Genomic DNA, 26,943 nt, shown 5'->3' on the forward strand with positions numbered 1-26,943 from the left:
GTTTTGGTCTTCGGTATGAGGTAAATAAAGATAGACGAAAACACTGCAATTCAGTTATGCCAGGAAATACAATACCGCCACACAAATGGCTGCCGTTGCCACCAGTGCACGCGGGAAACCGTCGACGAGGAAGCCGGAGACCGGCTGCACCGAGGGCAGCTTCCCGTGTGCCCCCGGCCGGGCAGGCGGTATTAGGTTCCGGCTGGAATTCGGGCTTGACGTCTTCGGTCAGGCGGCTTCTTGTTCCGGGCTTCTTTTCCCACGCCGCTTCACCCGCATCAGCAGGGTCGGAAGCACTACCAGCAGCAGGGGCAGCGCCGCGAGGAAGCCGCCGATGACGGCGATGGCCAGGGGCTGGTGCAGCTCGGCGCCCGTGCCCAGGCCGAGGGCCAGCGGCAGCAGGGCGATGATGGCGCCCAGCGCCGTCATCAGCTTGGGGCGCAGGCGGGTGGAGATGGAATAAACGATGGCCTCCTCCTTGTCGGCGCTGGCCTTGTAGGCTTCGCGGTATTGGAGTACGGTGAAGATGGCATTCTCGCCAATGATGCCCACGATCATGATGATGCCGGTGTAGCTGCCTACGTTCAGCGCCGTGCCCGTGAGCAACAGGGCCAGGTAAGAGCCCGCCATGCCCATCACGGCGATCAGTAAAATGAGCAGCGCCACCAGGATGTCCTGGAACAGGAACAGGATGACGCCGAAAACGAGCAGGCTTGCGGTGATGAGGATGAGGCGCAGCTCGGCGAAAGAGCGTTGCTGCTCGGCAAATGCCCCGCCGTATTCGATGTGATATCCTTGCGGCAGCCTGACCTGTGCCGCTACTTTTTGCTGAATGTCGCGTATGGTGCTCCCCAGGTCGCGGCCTTCGAGCCGGCCGGTGACCACACCCATCGATTGCAGGTTTTCCCTGTGGATCTCGGCGGAGCCCGGGTTGACTGTAACGGTGGCCAGCGACGTGATCGGCATCAGGCGCCCCGAGGGAAGAAAGACCTGTAGCTGCCGGATCTTTTCCACGCTCTGGCTGCTGCCGCCGGGGTAAACGATCCGGATGGGCGTCAGCTGTTCGCGCTCGGGGATGCTCCCTACTTCGATGCCTTGTAATGCGAGCTGCAGTTGCGCCTGCAGGCCTTGCGGCGTGAGTCCGTATTGTCCCAGCTGCCGGTTGTCGGGCGTTACCGTTACCGTTGGCCCGGAAATGACGATACCATTGAAAACATCCGCGGCGCCTTCCACGCTTTCGGCGATGGTGCCCACCTGCCGGGCCAGGGCCTGGAGGCGCTGGATATCGTCGCCGTAGATCTTGATCTCAATGGGTTGCACCGACTCCATCAGGTCGCCGAGCATGTCGCCGATCACCTGTCCGAAGTCGACCTGGAGCGCGGGCTGGCTTGCCTCGATACGTGCCCGTATGTCGGCGATCACTTCATCGGTGGAGCGGTTGCGTTCCTTCTTCAGCTGGATCAGGTAGTCGCCGTCGTTGGGTTCGGTGATGAAGAAGCCCATTTGCGTGCCGGTGCGCCGGGAATAGGCCTGTACTTCCGGCACTTTGCCGATGAGCGTTTCCACCTGCCGCAGCATCCGGTCGGTTTCTTCAAGCGAGGTGCCGGGAGGGGATTTGTAGTCGAGCACGATGCTGCCTTCATCCATCTCCGGAAGGAAGCCCGTTTCGAGGTGGGGCAGTACGAGCCAGATGGCGGTGGCGAAGCCGGCCAACAGCAGCACGCTGATCCAGGGCTTGTGGATGAACCAGGAAACCCAGGTCTGCTTCTTTACAACCTGCGGCTTTTCGGCAACCTGACGGCGCAGGCGCTCGCGGCGCTCGTTGGTGAGCAGCAGGTAGATCACCGGCAGCGCGATCCAGGTAACGAAGAAAGAGCAGGCCAGGGTGAGGATCATCGTGTGGGTCATCACCTTGAAGTAGGCGCCCGCCACGCCCGACATGAGCTCGAAGGGAATGAAGATGACGATGGTGCTCAGCGAGGAGCCAACCATCGCGGGCAGCAGGTAGTGAATCGCCTTCTGCACCACCACGCGCGCCGGCTCGCCGGGATGCTCTTCGTGGCTCCGGTGGATCTGCTCCATCACCACGATGGCGTCGTCGATGATGAGGCCGATGGCGGCGGCGATGGCGCCGAGGGTCATGATGTTGAGCGTATAGCCAACGGCGTAGATGCCGATAAGGGTAAGGCAGATGGTTACCGGGATCGTGATCAGGATGGTGGCACTGGCCTTCAGCGAGCGGAGAAAGATGATGGCCACGATGATGGCGAGCACAAGGCCGATCCAGAGGCTGTCGGAGACGCTGTGAACGGCGTCGCGCACGAAGTCGGCCTGGACATAATAGGGGCGGATGCTTACGCCGCTGGGCAGTATCTTTTGCAGGGCGGCGACGCGCTCCTTCATGTCGTCGCTCAGGGCCACGAGGTTGGCGTTGGGTTGCTTCACCACCGCCACCAGCACGCCTTCGTGCCCGTTGGCGTTGATCTTGGTGTATTCCACGCCGGGCCGCACCTGCACGGTGGCGATATCGCGCAGCTGCACCGCGCGCCGGCCATTGCTCGACACCACCAGGTTTTGCAGATCATCGAGCGAATGCACGGTGGCGTCGGTCACGGTGAGGTACAGCATCCGGTAGTCGGAGAGGTAGCCGTTGGCCTGCACGAAGTTGGTCTGCGCGAGGGCGTTGGCGAGCGCGTCGGGGGTGATGCCCAGGGTGCTCATCTTCTGTGGGTCTAGCGTGAGCCAGTATTCTTTTTGCTTGCCCCCGCTGATGCGTACTTCGGCCACGCCCGGCACCTGCGAGAGAAAGGGCTTGATGGTATAGAGCGCCAGCTGCTTCAGGTCGATGGGTGTATGCGCGCCGCTGTTGGTTTCTAGGGTGTAGCCGATCACCGGCAGGATGGAAGGGTTCATCTTCTCCACCGTGATCTGGAGGTTGGGCGGCAGCTGGTTGCGGATCTGCGCGATCCGCGATTCGATGCGCTGCTGGGACAGGTCGACGTCGGCGTTCCAGTTCATGAAGGCGGAGATCTCGCAGGAGCCGCGGCTGGTGACGCTGCGCACGTCCTCGAGGTCGGGCACGAGCTTGACGGCGCTTTCGAGCGGCTTGGTAACGGTGACCATCATTTTGTCTACCGGCTGCAGGCCGGCGTCGGCGATGATCTTGATCTTCGGAAAAGTGATCTCGGGGAAAAGTGCCGTCGGCAGTTTTCCGTATACATACAGGCCGCCCATGATCACCAGCGCGATCAGTACGGCCAGGGGATTCTTATAGTGGATGAAGAATGATTTCATTGCGTGCCTTTCTGGATGATCACTTTTGCGGTATCGGGAAGCCCGTAGTTGCCGGTCAATATTATCCTGTCGCCGGCCGCGAATTGCGGGCGGACGATCTCTACGCGGTCGCTCGTTTCCATACCCCGGACCACGGGCACCTTCACAGCAGTAATGGAGTCGATCATTTTCATCACCCAGAAGTTTTCCTGTGCTTCATCCGACAGCACGGCGGCCTTGGGCAGTGACTGCGCACCCTGCTTTTGCGATCGGGTGATGCGGACGCGGCCAATAAGATTTTGCGGCAGCATGCCGGCATTGTCTACCCGCAGCAGCACCTGCTGTGTTTGCGCCACGGAGTCGACGCCCGGCAGCACGCGCGCCACCTTGCCGGGAAGCCGGCGCCCGTCGGGGAGGGTTACGTCGAGTGCCGTTCCGGGCGCGGCGTATGTACGGAGCTCATAGGGAATGTTCAGTATGAACCCGAAGCTGTTGGCATCGGTGAGCACGGCCAGTTGCTCGCCGTCCTGCACGTAATCGCCGGGCTGGTGGTGGAGTTCCTGGATATAGCCGGCCGCCGTCACCCTGATCGGAATGATGCCCGTGAAATGGAAGGAGGGATCGAGGCGGTTGACGGTGTTGCCGAGCGCTTCCGCTTCCTTGGTGCGGATCACGAAAGCCGTCTGGCCGGGCGCTACCCGCTGGCCCAGTTTTACATGCACCTGCTTGATATAGCCATTAGCCGTTGCCTTGATGAAGTTGCTTTGCAGGAAGGCCGATGTGGCGTTCAGATCCACATAGGTTTGCAGCGTCGTCGTCGCCACCTCGGTCACGGTCACCGGCGTCCGCACGTCGTCGGCTGCAGGTGCTTCCGCCTCCGTCTTTTTCGGGTGCTGGCAGGCAACAAGGAAGAAAAGCCCGCCGGAAAGCAAGCATCGCATCATGATTTAAGGTTTTAGATTCCAGTAATTCAGCTGGCTGAGCACTTTCAGGCGGCTGACGGTATTCTGGTTCATCAGGTTTTGCGCATTGAGGTAATTGGTGATGGCGGTCACGTAGTCTTTCATGGTGATGTCGCCCACCTGCAACAGCTTGCCGTTCGCTTCGATCAGGGTGCGGGCGAATTCGATCTGTTGCCGGAGGCGACCCGTGAGTTCGTCGATGGCGCGGAGCTGCCGCCGCAGCGCGCTCGTTTGCATCACGTATTGTCGTGTGTAGAAGTCGCGGTTGTAGGTGCGGTTGCGTTCGCGGATATCGAGTTGCTGCTCGCGGAGGCTGCGCTGGCGCCCGTCGTAAATGGGAATGGTGAGGCTGATGCCGGCGCTGAAGCCGAAGTTGCGTCCCGGCGTCACCTGGAGCGACGATAAGTAGCCCGCGTCGGTATAGGCACCGATCCTGGGCTGGTATTGAAAGCGCAGCAGGCGCCGTTCGTTTGCCAGGCGCAGGCTGTCGGTGATGAAGCGGGTATAGAACACGGAATGGAGAAAGTCGGGAAGACTGTCGGCGAGCGCCGGCGGTGACAGGCGCCCCACGGTAGTGTCGGCGATCCCCGACAGGTAATTCAGGGTGAGGTAGTCGGCGCCGAACTGGATCTGTGCCTGCAGCGCGGTGAGCTCCTGCTGCTGCATGGTGATGTAGAAACCCAGGTAGTCCACCTGCTTGTATACGCCTTTTTCGGTGAGCTTTTTCAGGGCTTCCTCTTCGCGTTGCATCAGCAGGAAAAGGTCGTGGCTGAAGTCGTAGGTGATTTGGTCGGCATAAGCGGTGATGTATTGATCGGTGATGGTGCGCACGAGGTCTTGCCGCGAGAGCATCATGGTGTCGATGAGGGCGCGGCGTTGCAGGGCGATGGTCTGTAGCTGCGCCGCCACGTTGCGCGCGGTGACGAAGTTTTTGTTTGCCTGTACCTGGGCCGATACGTTGGCGATATTAGTGATGGCTTCGTCGTAGCCGACACCGTTGATAACGGGAGCATAGCTGTTGGTGCTGATGAAAGCGACCTGGGGCCGCAGGGAGGCGCGCAGTAGCAGGGAGTCGATGCGGGCCGACAGGAACTGGTTCTGCAGGTCGCGCAGGGCCGGACTGTTGGACGCGGCCTGACTGATAAAATAGGGCAGGTCGCGGGGCTGGGCGCGGACGCGTAGCCCGGCTGCCAGCCCCGCCACCAGGCAAAGAAAGCAAAGCAGCGGGCCGCGGGCGTAGCCGCCCCGGTGTTTCCGTTGCTTTCCTGGTAAGTGTTTCATTTGCATCAAATAAATTGTCCTGTTCCGGCTTTGTGCTGTAAAGTTATTCTTTCATTGAAGGAAGGAAGCCTCTGGACGAATGAATTACGGAGTTTCAATAATCGTTCCCCGGCCGCACAACGCTGCTTGACAGTCAACCTAGCGGCTGATCCGCATACGCGCCTGCACCAGTTCAATGTTTTTTTGCAAACCTGCGGCTAACATCCGCTGGCAGTACTCTGTAAAATACCGGTGGGATTGAAGCAGCCGCAAGGCCTTGTCGTCCCAGTCGGCTATCCGGCCGGTTCGCAACTGCATTTCTTCTTTCAGTGCTGCGTCCGTTTGCTCAAATTCACCCGTGCCCAGGTTAAACGTATCCGCGTCGCAAATGATCGCTTCCGGCAAACTACCGGGGTCATGGGCGCGGCGTGTGGCCATGATGCAATCCCGTACCCGGGCAGCGAAAAAGTCATCAACGTGCTGCTGTGCGCAAAAATTATTGAACTCCGTCACGCTGCGCGCCTCATGTCCTTCGGGCAAACCGGTGAGGTGCCCCACATCATGAAACCAGCAGGCAACGATCAGAGTTGCATCTTCTTCCTTGCCGAGCGCATAGTATGCGGCGATCTCTTTTGCGTGACCGGTCATGCGCTCCGTGTGGGCGAGGTTGTGGTACAACAGGCGCGGGTCAAATTGTGAAGCGTAGAGCCCCCGGACATACTGTGCCGCGAACGTAACCAGGTCAGAATTAATCATGTGGAAACAGTATGGTCTGGGAAATACAATAATTGAACCCAAGCGTCTTCAATTCTGGAGCAAATCTGAAGCTTACAATATTTGGGTTCTTTTTAATTGAATGGTAAACCAATGGTTGTTTTCAGCGTACTGGTAGCCGGCCGTGAATCCGGACACCCGGCAGATTTCCTGTACCAGGGCCAGGCCCAAACCGGTGCTCGCAGCGTCGGACGTGGCGGCATGAAACCGGCGGAACAAGGCACTTTCTTCGAGTGCACCACTATTGGAACCGTTTCCGATTTTTAAAAGGTCGTCGGACAGGAAAATACGGACGGTGCCGCCCGGGATGCCGTGGCGCAGGGCATTACTCAGCAAATTATTGAGCAGCACATGACACAGCGGCAGATTCATGGTTATCCGCACGGGGGCCAGTTCGGTGACGAAGCGCATTTCCTGCTGCGAAAACAACTCCTGGAACTCCGCAAGCTTTTCTTCCAGCAGGAACGTGAGATCGATGACTTCGGTGTCGGCGAACTGCTTGTTTTCAATACGGGCGAGCAGCAACAAAGACTGGTTGAGCCGGTCGAGGCGTTGCAGCGAGTTAAAGGCAGCTTGCAGCGCCTGCACGCCGGGCTCGCTCAGTTGATGTTCCTGTTGCAGCAGGTCTAGCTTTGACCGGATGACGGCGATCGGCGTTTGCAGTTCGTGTGTGGCGTTTTCACTGAAGGTTTTCAGCGACAGGTATTCAAGCCGCGCATGGCTGGCGAATGCCTGCAGGCTCTCGTTCAGCATCCGGAACTCTTCAATCTGTGTTGCGGGCAACTGCAGCGGGGCGCCTTCACTGAGCTTGTGCTCCCTCACCGAACGGATGGCGGTGTAAAATGGTCGCCAAAGCCGCTTTACGGCCCAGCGGTTAATCAGCATGGAAACAAAAAGGATCGCTACGATGGTAACGAGGCCAATGGTAAACATGGAGCCGATAAGGTCATTGGTTTGCTCAATGGACTTTGATACCGTTACCTGGTACCATCCTTTCCGGTCTTTGACAAAGAAAACCAGGCACCGGGAAGGCTCGGGTTCCGACGCTCCCGGCTCTGGAATATCCCGCGTTTCAAAATGGCGTCTTCCCGGTGCGGCGACCGCTGAAAAAGCAATAAGCTGGTCTTCCACCGAAATGGTTTCCGGCAGGCGACCGTGCTTCTCAACATAGATCTGGATTTCCTTCTCCTCGATACGCAGGTCGTCGTCGATTTGCTGCAGCAGTATGAAGTGCAGGCTGATGTACAGTGCAACCGATGCCACCAGGAAAATGCCGATGGTAACACCGACGGTGACCCGGCGCCATTTTTCAAGAAGCTTCATGGCAGGCTGCATTTATAACCGATACCGTATACCGATTTCACATAATCCGGCGCCCCGGCGGCTTCGAGTTTCCGGCGCAGGTTCTTGATGTGGGTGTATATGTAATCATAGGAGCCGACGAGGTCGGCCTGGTCGCCCCAGAGGTGGATCGCCAGGGCGTTCTTGTTGATGACGCGGTTCTTATTGCTGATCAGGTAGAGGAGCAACTCGTACTCTTTCCGCGTGAGGTCCACCTTTTTTTCTCCCACCATTACCAGGTGCGCGTCGAGGTCAATCTGAAGCATCCCAAACTCCAGTTGCTTCTGGCCGTCGTGGGCTTTCCGGCGAATGATCGCTTCCACGCGGGCCGCCATTTCCGCCAGGTGGAACGGTTTTACGAGGTAGTCGTCCGCGCCCAGTTTCAAGCCTTGCAAACGGTCCTGCAGCAGGCCTTTGGCAGAGATCACGAGTACGCCATCGGAGCGCTTTTCGGCCTTCAGGTGCTGCAGCACGGCAAGGCCGCTTCCGCCCGGGAGGGAAACGTCCAGCAAAACGCAATCAAAGGTCCGCTCCTCCAGGCGCTGCAGCGCGGCGGGGTAGTCGTAGGCCTGCACACAGGCAAACCGCTCCTGTGTCAGGTAGTCGCAAATACTGCGGGAGAGCTCCTGCTCATCTTCTACGATCAATACATTCATCAGCGAACAATTAGTACCAAAGTTCCGGCTATTATTAATCCGGCACCAAGGCCCGTTTTCAGGGTAAGCGTCTCCCCGAGAAAAATTACCGAAAGAATAATGGCAAGGGCGACGCTCAATTTATCGATCGGGGCCACCTGCGAAACTTTTCCCAGCTGCAAGGCTTTGAAGTAAAAGATCCAGGAAAGCCCCGTGGCAAGGCCCGACAGGCAAAGAAAAACCAGGTTCTGCCGGTTCAGGGTGAACAGGCCGGGAGCCAGTCCCCGGAAGCCGACGATCAGCCAGGCGATTACGGTGATCACGATCGTGCGTACGGCCGTCGCCAGGTCTGAATCAACTCCCTTGACGCCCATCTTGGCAAATACCGCTGTCAGGGCCGCGAAAAATGCGGACAGCAAAGCAAAGGTCCACCACATACGTATTCTTTAGGTCACCCGAAGTTCTGGTTTTGCCGGACGCAGCTTTTGGTCAATTACCCGCATCATCCGGAACGACAGGATGAGCCAGACGATGCAAAGCAGAAATCCTGCGCAAACGTCGCTGGCGTAATGTACCTGCAGGTATACCCTGCTGAATGCAATAGCGCCCGCAAATAAGAAAAGCAGGATGGAGAGTATCCAGCATACAGGACGCGGGGCTACGATTTTCCAGAGCAGGTAAATGAGCAGGCCGTAAAATGCAAAGGAAGAAAAGGAATGCCCGCTCGGGAAAGAGAAGCCCAGGACATTCTGAATGAGCGGATGCGGCGGGCGCGGCCGGTGGAAAATCGATTTGAGCGAAAACAGGATGACGGTACCGGTGATTCCGACAGCCGCGCTGTCGAGCGACAGCCGCCGGTACTTTTTCGAAAAGAGGAGGACGCCGATCACCACCAGGTAGGCCGGCAACAGAAACTGCGCCGACCCGAAAAAAGTAATGATGGTCAGGGCGTGTGTCAGTGCCGGGGTCTGCAACGGCTGCAAGGCCGCGAACACCGCCTGGTCAAGCTGCGCCTCCTGCTCCACGACCATTTCATTGGCAATCAGAGAAAACAGGAACAGCGATCCGAAAAACAGGGCGGCCACGGCCAGGACCCGGATCGAAAGATGGCGCGCCGTTGTCTTTCGCTGTGTGTCTTTGGTCATTATCGGAATGTATAAACGACACCCGGCATCAGCCTGCCAAAGTTGTATTGAACATTTAATGCAACAGACGCTTTGCGGGTTCCCGGTGTTTTCAGCTGGGCATACCGGTGGTAATTGTTTACCGTCAGCCGGCCGGTGAGGTAACCGAGGGCCGCGCCACAAAGAACGTCGGTTGCCCAGTGCTTGTTTTCGGTGATCCGGCTAAGCCCGATCAGGCCCGCGGCCGAATAGGCAAGGATCGGCACCCAGATGCGGTCCTTGTATTCCAGTGCGTACACCGTTGCCGCGGCAAAAGCCACCGTTGTATGCCCCGAAGGGAAAGCGCTGTTGGTACTGCCTCCGTTCGGATCATTCGGCGTTTTGTAAAAAGGACCGTGAAACCGCGGCACGGCTTCCAGCGTTCCGGCGTCCAGGATATAAGGGCGTTGGCGCCCGGTAAGCAGCTTCAGGGTACTTTCCAGTAAAGCGCCCGTGATATACGACTGGGAAGCCAGCAGGGTAGTGGTCTGCATCTTTTTGTTCCTGAAAACGTATCCCGCCAGGCCAAGGCCGCCCAACACGTACACTTCATAGGTGCCGCCGAAGTTGGTGATGTAGTTGCTGGTCTTTTGCAAACCCGGTGAGCTGTTGCGCCATTTCAGTGCCGCTCTTTGAATGGGTTCGTCCAGAAGCGCCATCCCGCCCGCCGCCAGCGCAAACTCACCGGCCACGCGCCAGTCGCGGCCTTTCATATGGAACGGCTTCGTATAGGCCTGCTTGATGTCGCTCCACAACAGGATAAAGTAACTGCCCGGTGTGATCCGGGTAGCCTGCGTGTAGGCGCTCCGGTCGATGTCGTTGATCTGTTGGTCGGCGCTGTCCGTCTTGTGGCTGAGGCTGTCGAGTTTCCGCACCAGCGTGTCGGTTTGCTGCCCATACGACGGCAGCGTCATCACCACGAGCATCAATCCTGTCAGGTACCTCATCATGAATCGGAAATTTTTATTGCTCCGAATCGAAAACCGTACCTCTTGCCGCCGGTGCCCAAAATCTGCAAGGAAGCAATGTTCCTGACGGACAAAATGTGGTGGAATTCTGTAGTCATTCTGAAGTGAGGCTCTTTTGCTGCACAACTGCAGCAATGTTCCGGCGAATTTGCCACCCTGGTAATTCAGATTTACACCAGAATCGCTCGCTAATTTTACCGCTTTATGAATCCTGCTCCCCGGACACTACTCGTCTTCCTGCTTTCTCTTAGCGCCAGCATCACCTTTGCACAAAACAAAACCATCCGGGGCACCGTGTCCGACGCGGGCACCAAACGACCGCTGGAATATGCCACCCTGTCCTTGTTTCGCAATCCGGATTCGCTTAAAGTGATCGATGGCACCACCAGCGACTCACTGGGCCATTTCCAGTTACAGGTGATCAACCCGGGAGATTACCTGTTGCTGGTAGAGGCCATCGGCTATGAGCGACGCAGAGAGCCGGTCAGCATCAGGCCGGAAGGCCCAAAGGAATTGGCCCTCTCCTGTAGCCTGAAGCCGCGCAGCGGCGAACTGCAGAACGTGGTCATCGCTTCGCGCAGCAGCCTTATTGATAACCGGATCGATAAGCTCGTTTTCAACGCGGAAAAAGACCTCACTTCGCAGAGCGGCTCGGCCACCGACGTTTTGAAGAAAGTGCCCCAGGTGGGCGTGGACGCCGACGGGAACGTATCGCTTGCCGGCAACTCCGGCATCCGCTTCCTGATCGACGGGAAGCCTTCCTCCGCCTTCGGCAGCAACGTTGCCGACGTGCTGGCGGCCTTGCCGGCAAGCCAGATCAAATCCATTGAAGTAATCACCAACCCCGGCGCGCGCTACGACGCGCAGGGCATGGGCGGCATCATCAATATCATCCTCAGGAAATCGAATGTGCGCGGGATGAACGGAACGGTAAATATTTCAGGAGGCACCCGGATGGAAAACGGCTCCCTGAACCTCAACTTCCGGAGTGGCAGCTTCGGCCTCAACGCATTTGCCAGCGGCAACACGAGGCCACGGGTGAACACTCCTTACCGCCTGGCGCGAAGCTCCCGGGACGGGGCCGGCTCGCAACTGCTCCTGCAGGACGGCGATGGCAGCCTCGGGCGCAAGGGCCTGCAGACCGGCCTCGGGTTCGACTGGACGCTGCCTTCCAGATCCGCGCTGAGCGGCAATGTGTCGTTCAACAAATTCGCCTCTGAATCTACCGGGCAATTTCACCAGGAGCAATCCACCTACAACAGGTCCGGCGCCCTGGTGACCAACAGCGGGTCGGATACGCGGAACCGCTCTTCGTTCAGCTTTCAGGATGTGGATGCGAGCCTGCAGTTCACAAAAAAGTACGCACGGGAAGACGAAGAGCTGGAAATTGAAGCCTCCACGAGCCTCGGCAAGCGCAGCGCCGCGAGCAGCAGTGCCGAGTATAACGGCGGAGGCGGGGCCCAAAAGGCAGGAACGGCCGGCAATAATCCGGGCAATGAAAATGAATCGCAGGTGCAGGCCAACTTCACCTACCCGCTGAAGGAGCATACACTGCTGTCGGTTGGCGGGAAAGCCGGCTTTACCGGTATTCACAGCAGCTCATTGGTGTCGGTGTTCCGGACTGCCAGCGCGGAGTACCTGCCGGACGCCGGCCTTTCAACGGAGCTGCGCTTTCGCCAGCAGGTTTATGCTGCCTATTCGGAGCTCTCGTTTCCCGTCGGAAATTATTTCGACGTAAAAGCCGGCGCCCGCTATGAGCGTACGGAGCGCCAGGCTGCATTTTCGGCAACACAGAAGCCGGGCAGCCTGGCGGGCTATAACACCCTGGTGCCCTCCCTGTTCCTGATGCGAAAAACCGGCGAGGGACAGCAGGTCAGGCTTAGCTATGCGCGCCGCATCGAGCGCCCCGATTACCGCGACCTCAATCCTTTCATCAATACCAGCGACCCGAAAAACATCAGCGCCGGCAACCCGATGCTGGTGCCCGAAGTCGGTAACCGGGTTGAGCTGAGCTACAGCCGCGATTTCGCGAAGCTGGGCACCATGGCGGCCACGCTATTTTTTCGTACCAACAACCACGACATCCAGCCCTACGTGGCCGTCTTCGACGAATACCGCGTTGGCGACACCGTTTACCACAATGTATCGGTCAGCACGCGGGAAAATATCGGAACAGAACGCAACATCGGTATGAACCTGTTCCTGGAAACAAAATCCCTTGCCGGGGTCAGCCTGCGCAGCAATCTCTTTCTTTTTTACCGCCATATCCGCAACACGATCGACGCCGCCTACAGCCCGGAGAGCTTCAACTACCGGGTCAACCTGAATGCAAGCTGGCAGATGGCACCTTCGTGGACCAGCGAGTTGTTCGGCAACTTCAACTCGGCCCGCAACGAGGTGCAGGGCCGCTATCCCTCCTTCACGACCTATACGTTTGCGGTACGGAAGCAATTGTGGAATAAAAAAGGCAGCCTCGCCCTGACCGCCACCAACCCCTTTGCCCGGTACACCGCGCAAACCACAGCGCTCGCGGGCACTTCGTTTACCTCGACCAGCACCCGCTTTATTCCCATCCGTTCTTTTGGTTTGAATTTTACCTGGAAGTTTGGAAAGCTCGAGTTTAAGAAAGAAAACACGGAAAACGCCGCTACGGAGATCGCTCCCTGATGGCGGGGAAAAGCAGCTTTTGGGAAAAGGGGCGTTCAGAATGAAGACAGATTCGGGTTTTAGGTTTGTAGTAAATCTTATTTATGAAACGACTACTTGTTTTTGCCGCGCTCGCATTGGGCATCCCCGCTCTGGCCCAGAAAAAAGGAAAGTCAATTCAGCCTCCGGCTGCTGCCGCAACTGCGTTCCGGAAGGCACATCCCGGTATCAAGGGAACCTGGGAGAAAGAAGGCGCGAACTACGAAGTGAATTTCAAGGAGAGGGGACAAACCATGTCCAGCGTCATCGACAGCCACGGAACCATTATTGAAACGGAGACCGAGATCCGCGTGAGCGACTTACCTCAATCGGCCCGGACCTACCTGAAGGAACACTACGCTAATCAGAAGATCAAAGATGCCGCCCGCATTCAAAAGGCAGACGGAACCGTTGCGTATGAAGCCGGTATCGGGAAGAAGGACATTCTGTTTGATGAAAGCGGCAAATTCGTCAAGGAAGTAAAAGACTAAGGGGGCGGCCGCCGCAGTGGCCGCGCTACCGACACGGCTTATCGCCATATCAAGTTTGGCAGCTAGCGCATGCCTTGTGGCGTTATACGTTTGGAAGCCGCTGCAGCCCCTGCTACTCCCGGCTTCCCAGCCACCTCCTGGCCTTGCCGCCCCGCCTGGCCCTTCGCAATGACGGTTTATCCGGGAGGCACAAAAAGGCCGGGATAAAAATCCCGGCCTGTACCATTTTTTATTTATCAGCTAAACCGAAAGGCGAAGATCAGGCGCCCGCTTCGCCGGCCGCGCCGGCGCGTGTGGCCTTGCGATCCGTTTTGCGGCGGGCGATAAAGTAGGTTTCGATGAATTGCTGGTCTTCGATGAGGCCTTCTACTTCGGCGTCGAGCACCACGTAGACGCCACGCACTTTCTTTCCCAGGGCTTCGATCAGGGCGGTGCTGTAAATGCGATGAGCCTGCTTTTCATCGCGGGTGCCGCGGAGGATTTCGAAGGTGGCTATGGCGCGCTTCAGGTCTTCGATGGCGGCGTCGCCCACTTTGTAGGCGGCCAGTTCCCGCTTGTTTTCCTCGGCATGCTTCAGCACCAGCGCGAAGCGGTTGAGAAGGGTTTCTTCGGCGCCGTGGCTCAGCTCGGTTTCGCTGAAGTTGATTGCTTCGGCAATGCTGCTACGGCCGTTTTTCATGGCCCAGGCAAAGGTGCGGCGGCCCATCACGTAGGTCAGATCGCCACACAGTTCGAGGGCCAGGTTCTTGGCATTGGTGTCGGGCGAGGTGCCGTCCGCTTTGCCCGTGGATGCAAACAAATTGCACCTTTCAGAAGGCATTAATTTGTGTTTGATTTTGGCGCTGCCGTTACTATCCATTTGGAATGCAAATGGATAGTAACGCTTTTTGCCGACGCTTTGCCCGGCGCGCATCTTCACGTAAATCCAATGCCCGGATTATTGCGGAAAAGTGTAAAAATGTACCGAATTGAAGCACCGTTCTGCAAGCCATCAATGACGATCGAGGAGCAGTTGGATGTTTTCGCCGAACTGCTGATCGAATTCCTGCTGCAGGATGTCAACGTTGCTGCATCGCCTGCCTAAATGCTGAAGCAAACGTTGGTATTGGCGATGAACCCCGGAGCGCGGTGCCACAACGTTGGCAACAGGCTGGCAACATTTGGCGTAGGTTGCTTTCACCTGAAATACGTTCGGGTGCGCCGTAAGCGCTTGCCACTAACCTGGACAAAGTGATTCCAATATGCGATGTTTTCCAGCTTATGCTCCAATTCGTAGCGGAGAACCGGGTCCTTCGTTGTGGCGAACTGCGCACTCAGTTCCGCGTGCCACTTTTCATAGCTTTTGTTGGCCCGCTCCAGGTTGCACCGTACGCAGCAGGGCTGCTTGTTCTCCGGCCGGTTGCTCCCGCGCCGCGAACGCGGTACGAGGTGTTCCACGTTCGAAGGCAATGGCCGGCTCGCAGAATTCAGCTGCGCACCGCAGTAACAGCAATATTGACGTCGATGATCCAGGAAATAAAGATAGGAAAACCGGTGTCCACGGGCGGAGCTGCCGGGGATGGGCTTGACAAATGCCACTATAGGGTTCTTCAGCGTCTTCCCAGCCACTTCCCGGCCTTGCCCCGCAGCGATATCGTCACCACTTCTTCCTGCTCTTCGAGGCTGTGGCGGTAGGCCGCCAGTACGTCCAGGTAGGAGAGGATGCCGGTTACGCGGCGGGTGTCGGGAGTGACCACCGGCACCACGTCGATGTTTTCGCGGGCCATCGCTTCCACGGCGGTGCGCAGGCTGTCGTCGGCGGTAACGGCCACAGGCCTGCGCTTTACGAGGCTCGCGGTGGTTTGCCCGGGCTGGTGGTGCAGGCTCAGGATGTTGGAGCGGCTCACGATGCCATCGAAATGTCCTTCCTTGCCCACCAGGATATAGTAGTTGTGGTCTTTGCTTTCGCGTTGCAGTTGCGCCCGCGCTTCCTCGAGCGACCAGTCGCTTTGCAGGATGCCGCCGCCGCTTTGCGCCACGGTGGCCACGCTGAGCTTTTCCAGCAGGTCGGGGTGGTACGACTGCGGCGTGCGCACGCCGCGCCGCGCGATCTTTTCGGTCATGATGGTGTTCTTCATCAGGAAGAAGGACACCAGGTAGGCGCCGAGGCAGGCGGCCAGCAGGGGCAGGAGGGCGCCGCCCTGGCCGGTGGTTTCGAGGGCAAAAAGGATGGAGGTGAGCAGGGCGCGCGAGGCGCCGGCAAACATGGCCGACATGCCAATGAGGGCCGCCAGCGGCAGCAGCACGCCGGCCGAAGGAAACAGCGATTGCAGCGCCATGCCGAGCAGCACACCGGTGGCGCCGCCGATCGTCAGCAGGGGTGCCAGCGTGCCGCCGGAGGTGCCGCTGCCCAGCGCCACAGACCAGGAAATGAGTTTCATCACGCACAGGTTGATCACCACCGCCAGCGCCATATGCCCCGAGAGGAGGTTCTGGATATTGTCGTAACCCACGCCCAGGGTGTGCGGCGCAAAATAGCCAACAACACCCACCGCCAGTCCGCCGATGGCGGGCCACAGGGCCCAGTGAACGGGGAGGTGCTCAAAGGCGTCTTCGATAAAATAAACCAGCTTGGTGATGGCGGCCGCCGCCACGCCGATGACCAAGCCGATGGCGCTGTAGGCCGCAATGGCCTCGTTGGAAGGTGCGCTCACCGCCGTCATGGCAAACACGGGACCGGCTTCGAAGAAGAGATGATGCCCGGCGGCGCCGGTGATGCAGGCCAGCGCCACGGGAATGATGGAGCGCGGCGAAAATTCAAAGAGCAACAATTCGATGGCTAGGAAGATGGCGGCCACGGGGCTGCCGAAGATGGCCGACATGCCCGCGGTGGCGCCGGCGGCCAGCAGCGTCTTGCGCTCCAGCGAGCTGATCTTTAAGATCTGCCCGAGGGTGGAGCCCAGCGCGCCGCCCGTGGCGATGATGGGGCCTTCGGCGCCAAAGGGGCCGCCGGTGCCGATGGACACGGCCGACGACAGCGGCTTCAGGTAGGTGATGGACGGACGGATGCGGCTCTTGTTGGTGAGCACCTGCTCCATGGCTTCGGGGATGCCGTGGCCGCGGATGGCCCTGGAGCCGTAGCGCGCCATGAGGCCTACGATGAGTCCGCCGACGACCGGTACCACAACAACCCAGCCGCCATAGTGGTGTTCCGCGGGGCTCGCGGGGTGGAGCGACAGGCGGCCGAAAAAGGCAAGGTTGGTAATGAGGTCAATCAGCAGCACCAGCACCTTGGCAATAAGACTCACGCAGGCGCCGAGGAAGACGGCGAGTGCCGAAACATAGAGCAGGCGCTTTTTGTCGGGCGAAAAGAGAGCGGGGCCGGGCGCATTTTCTTCAAGCGCGGGCGAAAGGGGAATGCTGAGATCGGAGTGCATGGTTGATTGGTGTTACAGGTCGTTTACGATAAAGCGTTGCAGGGCGGCGCGGTCGTCTACACGGAAGCGTTTGCCGGCCGTAGTGATATGGCCCGTGGCGGCCAGCCCGGTGAGGAATTTGAAAACCGTTTCGTAGGTAGTGCCGGCGTAAGAGGCGATGTCCTGCCGGGTGATGTCGATGGGGATGAAGCCGTCTTCGCCCCTGCCGTACACCTCGGCAATCTGGAGCAGGGCGTCGGCTATGCGGCCCTTTACTTCCATATGGGCGAGGTTGCGCATGCGTTTTTCGGCCCGCTGCAGCTCCGACACATAAAACTGCAGCAGCTCGTAGGTAAAGCCGGCGTTGACGCGGAGCGTTGCCTCGAGAAATTCAGCGGGGATAAAACAAAGCACGGTGTCTTCGAGGGCCGTGGCGCTGATGGGGTAGCGGGCGTCGCCGAGGCCGCGGTGGCCCACGATATCGCCCTTGCGGGCAAAGCGGAGGATGAGCTCCTTACCGGCTGTCCACTGCTTGTGGATCTTGACGGAGCCGGAATAAACGAAGAAGATGCCTTGCACGGGATCGCCTTCCCGGAAGATGGTCCTGCCCTTCTTGAAGGCGCGGTTTTCCTTATGAACGGCGAGCGCCGCCTTCCATTCCGGGAGACAGGTACGGCAGAGAAAGCAATCCGACAGATTGCACGGTGTTGCCTGCATCGTGCAAAAGTAGGTGGGGAAGGTGTTAATACGTCCTTAGAATATTGTTTATATCAGGTTTCTGACATATTCTGGTGCGGATTATCTGAAAAAACGTGGCTTCGGCAATAGAGTTCAATTACTCAAACCGCATCGAATACACCTTGACCCATTCCACCTTGCCCTTGAGTTCCACACGGCCAATGGCCTTGATGCGGTAGCCGTGTGGCCGCTCAAACTGGTTCATGAAGTCGCCCGACAGCACGAAGTCCTCGTTTACGTCGTGGCACACTCCGCGGATGCGGGCGGTGGTGTTGACGGTATCGCCGGTGTAGAGGAGCTCTTTTTTCACCACGCCCACGAAGCCGGCCGTCACCTCGCCGGCATGTACCCCGGCCTTGAAGCGCGGCACGTGCCCGAAGCGGCGCTCGTATTCGGCGGCCTTCCGCTCCATCATAAACCAGGCATGGCGTAGAAACTTGAGGGCCCGCAGCTTGTTCTCGGGTGTGTTGGGCCAGCTGAGCACCACCTCGTCGCCCACGTACTGGTAGATCTCGCCCTCCGAGGCGAGCACGGGCATGGTGATGTCGGCAAAGAAGGAGCGGAGCATGCGGAAGTAGCGCTCGTGCCCCAGGGTTTCGGCCATGGAGGTAGCCTCGTTGATGTCGAGGAAGATGAAGATGCGGTTTTCCACCGTCGGCTTCACATACTGCCCGGTGAGCATGCTCCAGAACATGCCGGGGCCGTATTTGTCTTTCACCTCCAGGATGCAGATCGACACCACGGTCATGAGGCCCATATCAATGATGAAGATGCCGAAGGTGCGCGTCTTCATGATCTTGGTGAAAAACGAATGCAGGAAGTGCCCGAAGTGAAAGGCCTTCTTGTAGAGAAACACATAGTAGAGCAGCAGCAGGACGAAAGCGATAATGAAGAAGAGGACGAGCGTAAAGAGGAGTTTATAAACCGAGGCCTTCCACACCGGGTGGTGGCTGAAGGAGGGCTTCAGGTAAAAGATCATGGTGCCGGTGATGATGGCGCCGATAATGCCGAATACCACCGCAAACTGGTAGAGGTTGACCCGTACGCCGAGGTCGTTGCAGGCACGGATGAGGTTTTCGAAAAAAACCACCCCGAAGATCACCCAGATGAGGGAGATCATCACCAGGGAACGGAGATGGAGATACAAGAGGCGACGGGGCATACAGGCCGGGGTATGCAAAAGGTGTGCAAGGGGCGGAGCCGGTGAAATGTGAGGCGGGCAGGAGGAGTTGAAGGAAGAGCAAATGATTACATGATTACATGAATACATGAGTACATGAGCCGGAGAAAGACTTTTTTGATCTCTGATGTCTGATTTAGTTCAGGATCCGGGATCGCCAGCTGTCCTTCTGCCCTCATGTATTCATTTGCTCATGTACTCATGTAATCTTCCCTCTGTATTAATTCCGGACGGGCTTCCCCGTCTTTAAAACTCCTTGTATCCGCTCCAGTGTTTTCCGCTCGCCGCAGAGGCTGAGAAATGCTTCGCGCTCGAGGTCGAGGAGATACTGCTCCGATACGAGGCTCTGTTCGGAGAGGTCGCCGCCGCACATCACGTAGGCGAGCTTGCGGGCCACGGTGGCGTCGTGCTCGGTGGCATAGCGGCCCTGCACCATCCCGTGGATGCCGGCATAGAGCGAGCCAAGGCCGGAGCGTCCCAGCACCCGTACGTCGGTGCGGGGCACGGGCTGCACATAGCCGGCCTCGTAGAGCTCGGTCACCGACTGGCGGGCGGCGGCGATGCGGCGGCCGGGGTTCATCACTACCTCATCGAGTCCTTTGCGGTACACACCGATGTTGAAGCCCTCGAGGGCCGAGGTGGCCACCTTGGCGGTGGCTATGGTAAGAAAGCGGTTTTTGAGGGTGATGGTCTCGGGCTCGTCCTCGTGCATTTCGTCGGAGGCGCGGAGCACGAATTCCTTGGTGCCGCCGCCGCCGGGGATAAGGCCGACGCCGAGCTCCACCAGGCCGGTGTAGGTTTCGGCCGCGGGGCAGCATTTGTCGGCATGGAGGCTCATCTCGCAGGCACCGCCGAGGGCAAGCGCATGGGGCGCCACCACCACGGGCACCGAACTGTAGCGCACGCGCATCATGGTGTTCTGAAAGAAGCGGATGGCGAAGTCGAGCTCGTCCCATTCCTGCTCCACGGCCAGCATGAAGATCATCCCCACGTTGGCGCCCGCCGAGAAGTTGGGGCCTTCGTTGGCGATGACGAGCCCTTTGTAGTCTTTTTCCGCGAGCTCGATGGCTTTATTGATGCCGGCCAGCACGTCGCCGCCGATGGAGTTCATCTTGCTTTGCCATTGCAGGCCCAGCACGCCGTCGCCGATGTCGAATACCTGGGCGGCGCTGTTTTTCCAGACCTCCTTGTTGTGGCGGAGCACGATGAAATCGCCACCACCGGGAATGGGCTTGTAGGTTTTCGTGGCGGGGTCATAGGCGAGGCGCTGGCCGCCTTCCACTTTATAGAAGCTTTTGTTGCCCGCGGCGATCATTTCTTCCACCCAGGGGGCTACGGTGTAACCGGCTTCCTTCATCTTCTTCACCGAGCGCTCCACGCCAAGCACATCCCAGCTTTCAAAGGCGCCGATCTCCCAGCCAAAGCCGGCCATCATGGCGTCGTCGATGCGATAGAGCTCGTCGGAGATTTCGGGGATGCGGTGCGAGATGTAAGAGAAGAGGCCGTAATGGAAGTGGCGGAGAAACTCACCGGCGCGGTCGGGCGCGGCGGTCAGCATCTGGAGGCGCTGCTTGAGGTCTTCCACGGCTTTGGCGGCGTCTACCGAAGCGAACTTCGGCTTTACCCGCGGGCCGTATTCCAATGTCTTCAGGTCGAGGGTAAGAATTTCTTTTTCACCACCCGCGCCTTTCGTTTTCTTGAAGAAACCTTGGCCGCTCTTGTCGCCGAGCCAGTTGTTTTCCGTGACCTTATTCAGCCAGGAAGGGATCTGGAAGGTGTCGCGCTGTTCGTCCTGCGGGCAGTTGTCGTAAACGCCTTTGGCCACTTTCACGAGGGTGTCGATGCCCACCACGTCGGCGGTGCGGAAGGTGGCCGATTTGGGGCGGCCGATAAGCGGACCGGTGAGGGCATCCACCTCGTCGATGGTCATGCCCATTTTATCAATGAGGCCGAAGATGGCCATCATGCCCCATACGCCGATGCGGTTGGCGATGAAGGCGGGTGTGTCTTTGGCCAGCACGGTGGTCTTGCCCAGGTAGCGGTCGCCGTAGTCCATCAGGAAGTCGACGACGGATGCATCCGTATCGGGTGTGGGGATGATCTCGAGGAGGCGCAGGTAGCGCGGCGGGTTGAAGAAGTGGGTGCCGCAGAAATGCTTTTTGAAGTCGGCCGAACGTCCTTGGGAGAGCATGCCGATGGGGATGCCCGAAGTGTTGGAGGTGATGAGCGTGCCGGGCTTCCGGTATTGCTCTACCCGCTCGTAGAGCGACTGCTTGATGTCGAGGCGCTCCACCACCACTTCGATCACCCAATCGCAGGAAGCGATGTCTTTGAGGTTGTCGTCGAAGTTGCCGGTGCTGATCTTCTTCACCACGTCTTTGGTGTAGATGGGCGAGGGGTTACTCTTCACGGCCGTCGCCAGCGCGTCGTTGACGATCTTGTTGCGGGCCGCTTTGTTGTCGCTCTCCTTCGCCTCGTTGGGTACGATGTCGAGCAGGAGCACAGGCAGGCCGATGCCGGCAAAGTGACAGGCGATGCGGGAGCCCATGACCCCCGAGCCGAGTACGGCTACTTTCTTTATGATGCGCTTGGCCATAAATTAGTTAGTTATGCAACTATTAGGCTTAAAAGTAAGGGAAAAACGTTTACGGGCACGTTGCTGCCGGAGGTGCGCGCAAAGGCAGGCCACCGGCCTGCCTTTGCCATGCTGAACGAAGTGAAGCATCTGAAGTTACGACAAGAAGGACTATGCGCAACGTTCGGAGAGCGTGTACCTGGCGAACCTTTCTTTCAGATCCTGAGCTCAGATCCTTCGCTTCGCTCAGGATGACAAAAGCCCCGCGGAGCGGGGCTTTTGTGCAGACGCGTGCGCGCTTTGGCTATCGGACTCCTGAACCGTTATCAACGCTCTCATTCGGCCCCACTAGTATCAGCTTTCCATCGGGCTGTTCCGCCGTCAGGATCATGCCCTGGCTTTCGATGCCGCGCATCTTGCGGGGCGCGAGGTTGGCCACCACCATCACCTGTTTGCCCACCATCGACTCGGGGCTGAAGTGCTGGGCGATGCCCGATACAATAGTGCGTACCTCGTTGCCCATATCCACCGTTAGCTGCAGGAGCTTGTCGGCCTTGGGAACTTTTTCGCAGGCCGTTACCGTGCCGATGCGGAGGTCAAGTTTTGCGAAATCATCGTACTGGATTTCACTTTTGATGTCTGATGTCTGATGTGCGATGTCTGACTTATTTACGCTGCCCGCTGCGTTCACGGCTGACGGTTCACCCGCCAACCCTGTTGAAGGCACCGGGTTCACGTTATTTTCTGCTTCCATAGCTGCCTTTGCTTTTTCGAGTCCTGCTTTTAGTTTTTCCACCTGGTATTGCACTTCCTCGTCCTCGATCTTGCGGAAGAGGAGCTCGGGCGGACGGAGCGAATAGCCCACCGACAGGAGCTTCAGCGAGCCGGCGTTCTTCCATTCCAGCATGCCGTCCACCACCTTCATCAGGTAGCACATCTTCTTCGCCGTGTTGGGCAGGAAGGGGTTGATGAGGATGGCAAGGTTGGCGCACAGTTGCAGGGAAAGGTGGAGCGAGTTGTCGATTAATTTCTGTGCTTCTTCTGCTGCCGAGCCGCCTTCGGCCAGCTTCTTGGCGGCGAGCCAGGGCGCGGTTTCCTGCAGGTATACATTGCCCAGCGAGGAAAGCGCGATGACTTCACCGAGCGCATCGCGGAAGCGGTATTCTTCGAGGAGGTTTTCAATCTTCGCTTTCGCGTTCTGAATCTCCCTGATCAGGTTGTTGTCGCGCTCCGTAACGGTATCGGCATGCCACTTCGGAACTTTTCCGCCCGTGAGCTTGTGCATCAGCACCATCGTGCGGTTTATGAAGTTGCCGAATTTGTTGAGCAGCTCGCCGTTCACCGCATCCTGGAAGCCTTTCCAGGTAAAGTCGCTGTCCTTGGTTTCGGGTGCGATCGAGGTGAGGTAATAACGCAGGCAGTCGGCCAGCGCGGGGCCGCCGTTTTCTTTTTTGATAAAGTCGTCGATATAGTCCTGCATATCGAGCTTCCAGTTGCGGCTGGTGCTCATTTTGTCGCCCTCCAGGTTGAGGAACTCGTTTGCAGGAACATTATCGGGTACGATATAATCATGCAGCTTCAGCATCAGCGGGAAGATGATGCAGTGGAATACGATATTGTCCTTGCCGATAAAGTGCACCAGCTTGGTTTCCTTATCGAGCCAGTACGGACGCCAGTCTTTGCCTTCGCGCTGCGCCCAGGTTTTGGTGGCCGAGATATAACCAATGGGCGCGTCGAACCACACGTAGAGCACCTTGCCGGCCGCGTCGGGTGTGTTGAGCGGCACCTTCACGCCCCAGTCGAGGTCGCGGGTAACGGCGCGGGGCTGCAGGCCGCCGTCGATCCAGCTTTTGCACTGGCCCACCACGTTGGCACGCCAGTCGTCTTTATGACCTTCGAGAATGTATTCGCGCAGCCAGGCTTCGTGCTGGTCGAGCGGAAGGTACCAGTGCTTGGTGGCCCGCTTCACCGGCGGGTTGCCGCTGAGGGTACTTACGGGGTTGATCAGTTCGTCGGGTGAAAGCGCGGTGCCGCATTTCTCGCACTGGTCGCCGAAGGCACCGTTGAAGCCGCAGTTGGGGCAGGTGCCCTTGATGTAGCGGTCGGCGAGGAAGGTGTTGGCCGCCTCGTCGAAATACTGCTCGCTCTCTTTGGTGACAAGAAGGTTGCGGTCATTGAGGTAGGTAAAGAACTCCTGCGCCGTCTCGTGGTGCACGGGCGCAGAGGTGCGGTCGTATACGTCGAAGGACACCGACAGGTCGTCGAAGTTCTCCTTCATGATCGTGTGGTACTTGTCGATGATGGCCTGCGGCGTGGTGCCTTCCTTCATGGCCTGGATGGGGATGGCGGTGCCGTGCTCGTCGGAGCCGCATACGAACACCACGTCGCGGCCCTGCGCGCGCAGGTAGCGCACGTAGATGTCTGCCGGGATGTAAGCGCCCGCCAGGTGGCCAATATGCTTGTGGCCGTTGGCATAGGGGAGGGCCGAGGTAATGAGATAGCGTTTGGGGGTTGTCATCGGGACAAAAATAGGCCGAAGTAATGTGCTAATGGGTTAAACCCGCTTTGGCGGGACAAGTCGTGCTGATGTGCTGGTGGGAGCCTTTCTACTTTCCGCCATGGGCGCGCAGGTCGGCGCGGCAGTCAGCGCAGAGCGTGGGCAGCGGCTTGCGGGCATACACGAGGTTCGGTGACTCCTCGGTGTCGGTAATGTAATACATGAGGCATTTGCGGTTGAGGCAGTGCTTACCGTGGCTGTTGTCCTTATGATCGCTTTGCAACGGAGTGCCCACATTTACCAGTCCCATCAGGTGGGCGATCTCGTGTTCCGCCACTTTTGTCTCCAGGTTGGTGCGCGAAGGGCGGGTGACGGCATTGGAGTTTTCAATCACGTTTTTTCCAAATATGGCGGCCGACGTTGCGCTGTACGCGTGGCCGAGCATTTCGGTCTGAACGAATACCCCGTTGGTATAAAGCAGGTACAGCGCCAGCTGGCTGCCCTCGTTGTAAAATTTACGGTGTTGTTTTTCCAGCGCCATCACCTCCTCAAGGCTGTAGAGCGTGTCGGCGGCGGAAGGGATCACCTGTTGCACAACCCGCACGCCGTCCGGCTTATGGGCAAACCGTTCAATGAAGCGAATCAGGTTGCTCACCGCTTTCGGGTCGGGTTCGAATCTTTCCATATACTGGATTTCCACCAGCACGGAAGTAAAGGGCGAGTCGGTGAGCAGGTGCCGCGCGGCACTGCCGACACGGCCGGTATTGAGGGCCTGGCCGGCAGGCGCGCGCACCGGGAGCGGCGGCCGGGAGCAGCTGTAAGCGAGGCTGGCCAGCACAAGGAGAAGCATCAGGAAGGAACTGCTACGGATCATAGCGCACGGCCGTTAAGGTTAGTGGCCTCCGTATTAAAGATGACACCCGTACACCGAACGGGTGCTTTGCCTTTTGTTAAAGTCCGGTAATGCTTCGTTGTCCCATCGGCCGCATTTCGCCTAAATTGTACCCGCATGCAACGCAAACATTTTCTCGGAACCCTCGGTACCCTTTTCGCCGGCAGCCTGCTGCCGGCGCGGGCCGCCACGGAGCCGGAGCCGGAACGGAAGATCCTGTTCCCGCCCTGGCTGAAGCCCGGCGCCCTCATCGGCATCACCTCACCCGCCGGCACCATCAGGGAAGAAGAGCTGAAGCCCGCCCTGCTGCAGCTCGAGGCCTGGGGCTTCCGGGCGCGCATCGGCAGCAGCATCGGCAAGAAAGATTTTACCCTCGGCGGCACCGACGCGGAGCGCTGCGCCGACCTGCAGGCCATGCTCGACGACCCGGCACTCGGTGCCATCCTCTGCGCCCGCGGCGGCTACGGGTCGGTGCGGATCGTGGACCGGCTCGATTTCAAAGCTTTCCGCAGGCATCCCAAGTGGATAATCGGCTTCAGCGATATCACCGTGCTGCACAGTCATATTCACCGGCAATGCGGGGTGGCCACGATCCACTCCAAGATGTGCAACTCCTTCCCGGACGACTGGGAGAAGGCCGAGCCGATCCAGCGCGACACGATCCTTTCGATCCGCGACGCGCTCACCGGCCAGAAGATGCGGTACACGGCCCCGCCGTCGGCGGCCAACTGCGCCGGCACCGCCGACGGGCAGCTCGTGGGCGGCAACCTCAAGATGCTTGAAACGCTGGCGGGAACGCCGTCGGACATCGAAACAAAGGGCAAGATCCTCTTTGTGGAAGACACCGGCGAGTATGCCTACAGCATCGACCGCGCCTTTGAGAACCTGCGGCGGAGCGGCAAGCTGGAAAAGCTCGCCGGGCTTATCGTGGGCGGCTTCAGGCTGAAGCCCGACGACCCCGGTGAGGAGTTCGGCCGCGGCGTTGCCGACATCGTGCTGGAAAAGACGACGGGCAAAAGCTACCCGGTTTGTTTTGATTTTCCCGTTGGCCACCAGCGGGCTAACTTCGCCCTTCGTTGCGGGCAGCGCCATCGCCTTACGGTGACGGAGAGCGGCAGCACGCTAACAGACCTTTCATGATCAAGATTCCACCTTACCTGCGAAAAGGAGCCACCATCGGCATCACGGCGCCCGCCGGCTTCATGGCCCTTGAAAAGATCAGCGCCTGCATCGACGCCCTGCAGGAGTGGGGCTACGTGGTGAAGCTGGGCGATACCACCCATCATATCTCCGACTCCTATTTTTCGGCGCCCGACGAAGACCGCCGCATCGACCTGCAGCGCCTACTCGACGACCCGGACGTGGATGCCATTCTTTGCGCCCGCGGCGGCTACGGGGTCAGCCGCATCATCGACCGGCTCGACTTCAAGAGCTTCCGCAAGCACCCCAAGTGGATCATCGGCTTCAGCGACATCACGGTGCTGCACAGCCACCTGTATATGCAGTACGATATCGCCTCGCTGCACGGCCCGATGGCCGGCGCCTTCCAGCCCGGCGGCCCCGGCAGCGCCTCGCTCGAAACGCTCCGCGAAGCGCTCGAAGGAAGGAGTGCCGAATATTCGATTGCCACAAACCCGCTCAACCGCACCGGCGTCGCCCGTGGCGAGCTGGTGGGCGGCAACCTCACCCTGCTGGCGCACCTGATCGGCTCGGAGTCGGAGCTCAAGACAAAACGCACCCTCCTGTTTCTCGAAGACCTCGGCGAGACCATCTACAACATCGACCGCATGCTGGTGCAGCTGAAGCGAAGCGGCAAGCTGGCCCGCCTCTCGGGCCTCATCGTAGGCGGCTTTACCGGCATCAGAGACACCGAACGTCCCTTTGGCCGCGATGCTTACGAGCTGATCCGCGAACATGTGTCTGACTACGATTACCCGGTGTGCTACGGCTTCCCGGTGAGCCATGACAAAGAAAACGTGGCCCTGAAGCATGGAATCGAACACGAGCTGAAGGTGGAGCGGGAGGAGGTGGTGCTCCGGGAGCGATGACCCGGCCCCCAGACCTCACCCCCGGCCCCTCTCCGGAACGGAGAGGGGTGCCTCTGTCGGACATTC

The 26,943-nt window shown here is 58.8% G+C and carries 22 protein-coding genes; 5 read left to right on the forward strand and 17 right to left on the reverse strand.

From position 1 onward, the window contains the following. Positions 1 to 228 precede the first annotated feature (228 nt). The 9 genes from EPD60_RS11185 to EPD60_RS11225 form a co-directional block, all read right to left on the reverse strand. The gene (locus tag EPD60_RS11185) at positions 229 to 3,294 is read right to left on the reverse strand and encodes an efflux RND transporter permease subunit (protein ID WP_131449529.1); all 3,066 of its coding nucleotides are present in this window, start codon (positions 3,292 to 3,294) and stop codon (positions 229 to 231) included. Next, positions 3,291 to 4,217: an efflux RND transporter periplasmic adaptor subunit gene (locus tag EPD60_RS11190; protein ID WP_131449530.1), complete on the reverse strand. Its 927-nt coding sequence runs from the start codon at positions 4,215 to 4,217 to the stop codon at positions 3,291 to 3,293. The genes EPD60_RS11185 and EPD60_RS11190 overlap by 4 nt, the downstream gene beginning before the upstream one ends. Positions 4,218 to 4,220: 3 nt before the next feature. Beyond that, a complete protein-coding gene (locus EPD60_RS11195) occupies positions 4,221 to 5,516 on the reverse strand; it encodes a TolC family protein (RefSeq protein ID WP_165871510.1) in 1,296 nt (431 codons plus the stop codon). A 138-nt stretch (positions 5,517 to 5,654) separates the two neighbouring features. Next, the gene (locus tag EPD60_RS11200) at positions 5,655 to 6,251 is read right to left on the reverse strand and encodes an HD domain-containing protein (RefSeq protein WP_131449532.1); all 597 of its coding nucleotides are present in this window, start codon (positions 6,249 to 6,251) and stop codon (positions 5,655 to 5,657) included. Positions 6,252 to 6,323: 72 nt separating this feature from the next. Next, on the reverse strand, positions 6,324 to 7,592 hold the full coding sequence (locus EPD60_RS11205) for a sensor histidine kinase (protein WP_165871511.1): 1,269 nt from the start codon (positions 7,590 to 7,592) through the stop codon (positions 6,324 to 6,326). Next, positions 7,589 to 8,266, reverse strand: coding sequence for a response regulator transcription factor (locus EPD60_RS11210; protein ID WP_131449534.1), 678 nt, complete (start codon positions 8,264 to 8,266; stop codon positions 7,589 to 7,591). Before EPD60_RS11210 ends, EPD60_RS11205 begins: the two co-directional genes overlap by 4 nt. Beyond that, the gene (locus tag EPD60_RS11215) at positions 8,266 to 8,682 is read right to left on the reverse strand and encodes an EamA family transporter (RefSeq protein ID WP_131449535.1); all 417 of its coding nucleotides are present in this window, start codon (positions 8,680 to 8,682) and stop codon (positions 8,266 to 8,268) included. The genes EPD60_RS11210 and EPD60_RS11215 overlap by 1 nt, the downstream gene beginning before the upstream one ends. A gap of 9 nt (positions 8,683 to 8,691) precedes the next feature. Next, the gene (locus EPD60_RS11220; protein WP_131449536.1) at positions 8,692 to 9,390 is read right to left on the reverse strand and encodes a phosphatase PAP2 family protein; all 699 of its coding nucleotides are present in this window, start codon (positions 9,388 to 9,390) and stop codon (positions 8,692 to 8,694) included. Then, positions 9,390 to 10,358 (reverse strand): phosphatase PAP2 family protein, encoded by a 969-nt coding sequence (locus tag EPD60_RS11225; protein WP_131449537.1) that lies wholly within the window; start codon positions 10,356 to 10,358, stop codon positions 9,390 to 9,392. Before EPD60_RS11225 ends, EPD60_RS11220 begins: the two co-directional genes overlap by 1 nt. A 222-nt stretch (positions 10,359 to 10,580) precedes the next feature. On the opposite strand from EPD60_RS11225, the gene EPD60_RS11230 reads away from it, so the two are divergent. Next, entirely contained in the window at positions 10,581 to 13,043 is a 2,463-nt protein-coding gene (locus EPD60_RS11230; RefSeq protein ID WP_131449538.1) for a TonB-dependent receptor, read from the forward strand. 83 nt (positions 13,044 to 13,126) lie between these two features. Next, positions 13,127 to 13,552 (forward strand): hypothetical protein, encoded by a 426-nt coding sequence (locus tag EPD60_RS11235; protein WP_131449539.1) that lies wholly within the window; start codon positions 13,127 to 13,129, stop codon positions 13,550 to 13,552. A 259-nt stretch (positions 13,553 to 13,811) separates the two neighbouring features. Here the strand turns inward: EPD60_RS11235 and EPD60_RS11240 are convergent, their stop codons facing one another. After that, positions 13,812 to 14,372 carry a hypothetical protein gene (locus tag EPD60_RS11240; protein ID WP_131449540.1) on the reverse strand — a complete coding sequence of 187 codons (561 nt, stop codon included), beginning with the start codon at positions 14,370 to 14,372 and terminating at the stop codon, positions 13,812 to 13,814. Between the two features lie 138 nt (positions 14,373 to 14,510). Here EPD60_RS11240 and EPD60_RS17310 point away from each other — a divergent pair, with 138 nt between their 5' ends. Beyond that, positions 14,511 to 14,636, forward strand: a complete 126-nt coding sequence (locus EPD60_RS17310) for a hypothetical protein (protein ID WP_262708839.1) — start codon at positions 14,511 to 14,513, stop codon at positions 14,634 to 14,636. A gap of 92 nt (positions 14,637 to 14,728) precedes the next feature. On the opposite strand, the gene EPD60_RS17400 is transcribed toward EPD60_RS17310, so the two are convergent. The 7 genes from EPD60_RS17400 to EPD60_RS11275 all read right to left on the reverse strand — a co-directional run bounded on the left by EPD60_RS17400 (position 14,729) and on the right by EPD60_RS11275 (position 24,811). Then, positions 14,729 to 15,160: an HNH endonuclease gene (locus tag EPD60_RS17400; protein WP_394346037.1), complete on the reverse strand. Its 432-nt coding sequence runs from the start codon at positions 15,158 to 15,160 to the stop codon at positions 14,729 to 14,731. Then, positions 15,142 to 16,968 (reverse strand): chloride channel protein, encoded by a 1,827-nt coding sequence (locus EPD60_RS11250; RefSeq protein ID WP_131449541.1) that lies wholly within the window; start codon positions 16,966 to 16,968, stop codon positions 15,142 to 15,144. The genes EPD60_RS17400 and EPD60_RS11250 overlap by 19 nt, the downstream gene beginning before the upstream one ends. A gap of 12 nt (positions 16,969 to 16,980) precedes the next feature. Then, positions 16,981 to 17,664, reverse strand: a complete 684-nt coding sequence (locus EPD60_RS11255) for a Crp/Fnr family transcriptional regulator (protein WP_131449542.1) — start codon at positions 17,662 to 17,664, stop codon at positions 16,981 to 16,983. 118 nt (positions 17,665 to 17,782) lie between these two features. Next, complete coding sequence (locus tag EPD60_RS11260; protein ID WP_165871512.1) at positions 17,783 to 18,847, reverse strand: adenylate/guanylate cyclase domain-containing protein; 1,065 nt, start codon at positions 18,845 to 18,847, stop codon at positions 17,783 to 17,785. A 238-nt stretch (positions 18,848 to 19,085) separates the two neighbouring features. Continuing rightward, positions 19,086 to 21,461 carry a 3-hydroxyacyl-CoA dehydrogenase/enoyl-CoA hydratase family protein gene (locus tag EPD60_RS11265; protein ID WP_131449544.1) on the reverse strand — a complete coding sequence of 792 codons (2,376 nt, stop codon included), beginning with the start codon at positions 21,459 to 21,461 and terminating at the stop codon, positions 19,086 to 19,088. Positions 21,462 to 21,744: 283 nt separating this feature from the next. Next, positions 21,745 to 23,958, reverse strand: a complete 2,214-nt coding sequence (gene metG / locus EPD60_RS11270; protein WP_131449545.1) for a methionine--tRNA ligase — start codon at positions 23,956 to 23,958, stop codon at positions 21,745 to 21,747. 88 nt (positions 23,959 to 24,046) lie between these two features. Beyond that, positions 24,047 to 24,811, reverse strand: coding sequence for a zinc metalloprotease (locus EPD60_RS11275; protein WP_131449546.1), 765 nt, complete (start codon positions 24,809 to 24,811; stop codon positions 24,047 to 24,049). A gap of 135 nt (positions 24,812 to 24,946) precedes the next feature. Between EPD60_RS11275 and EPD60_RS11280 the strand changes: the two genes are divergently transcribed. Together EPD60_RS11280 and EPD60_RS11285 are read left to right on the forward strand one after the other, a co-directional pair. Continuing rightward, positions 24,947 to 25,969, forward strand: coding sequence for a S66 peptidase family protein (locus EPD60_RS11280; RefSeq protein WP_131449547.1), 1,023 nt, complete (start codon positions 24,947 to 24,949; stop codon positions 25,967 to 25,969). Next, a complete protein-coding gene (locus tag EPD60_RS11285) occupies positions 25,966 to 26,877 on the forward strand; it encodes a S66 peptidase family protein (RefSeq protein WP_131449548.1) in 912 nt (303 codons plus the stop codon). The genes EPD60_RS11280 and EPD60_RS11285 overlap by 4 nt, the downstream gene beginning before the upstream one ends. Positions 26,878 to 26,943: the final 66 nt, after the last annotated feature.

This window comes from Flaviaestuariibacter flavus, assembly GCF_004337505.1.
Lineage (GTDB): Bacteria > Bacteroidota > Bacteroidia > Chitinophagales > Chitinophagaceae > Flavisolibacter > Flavisolibacter flavus.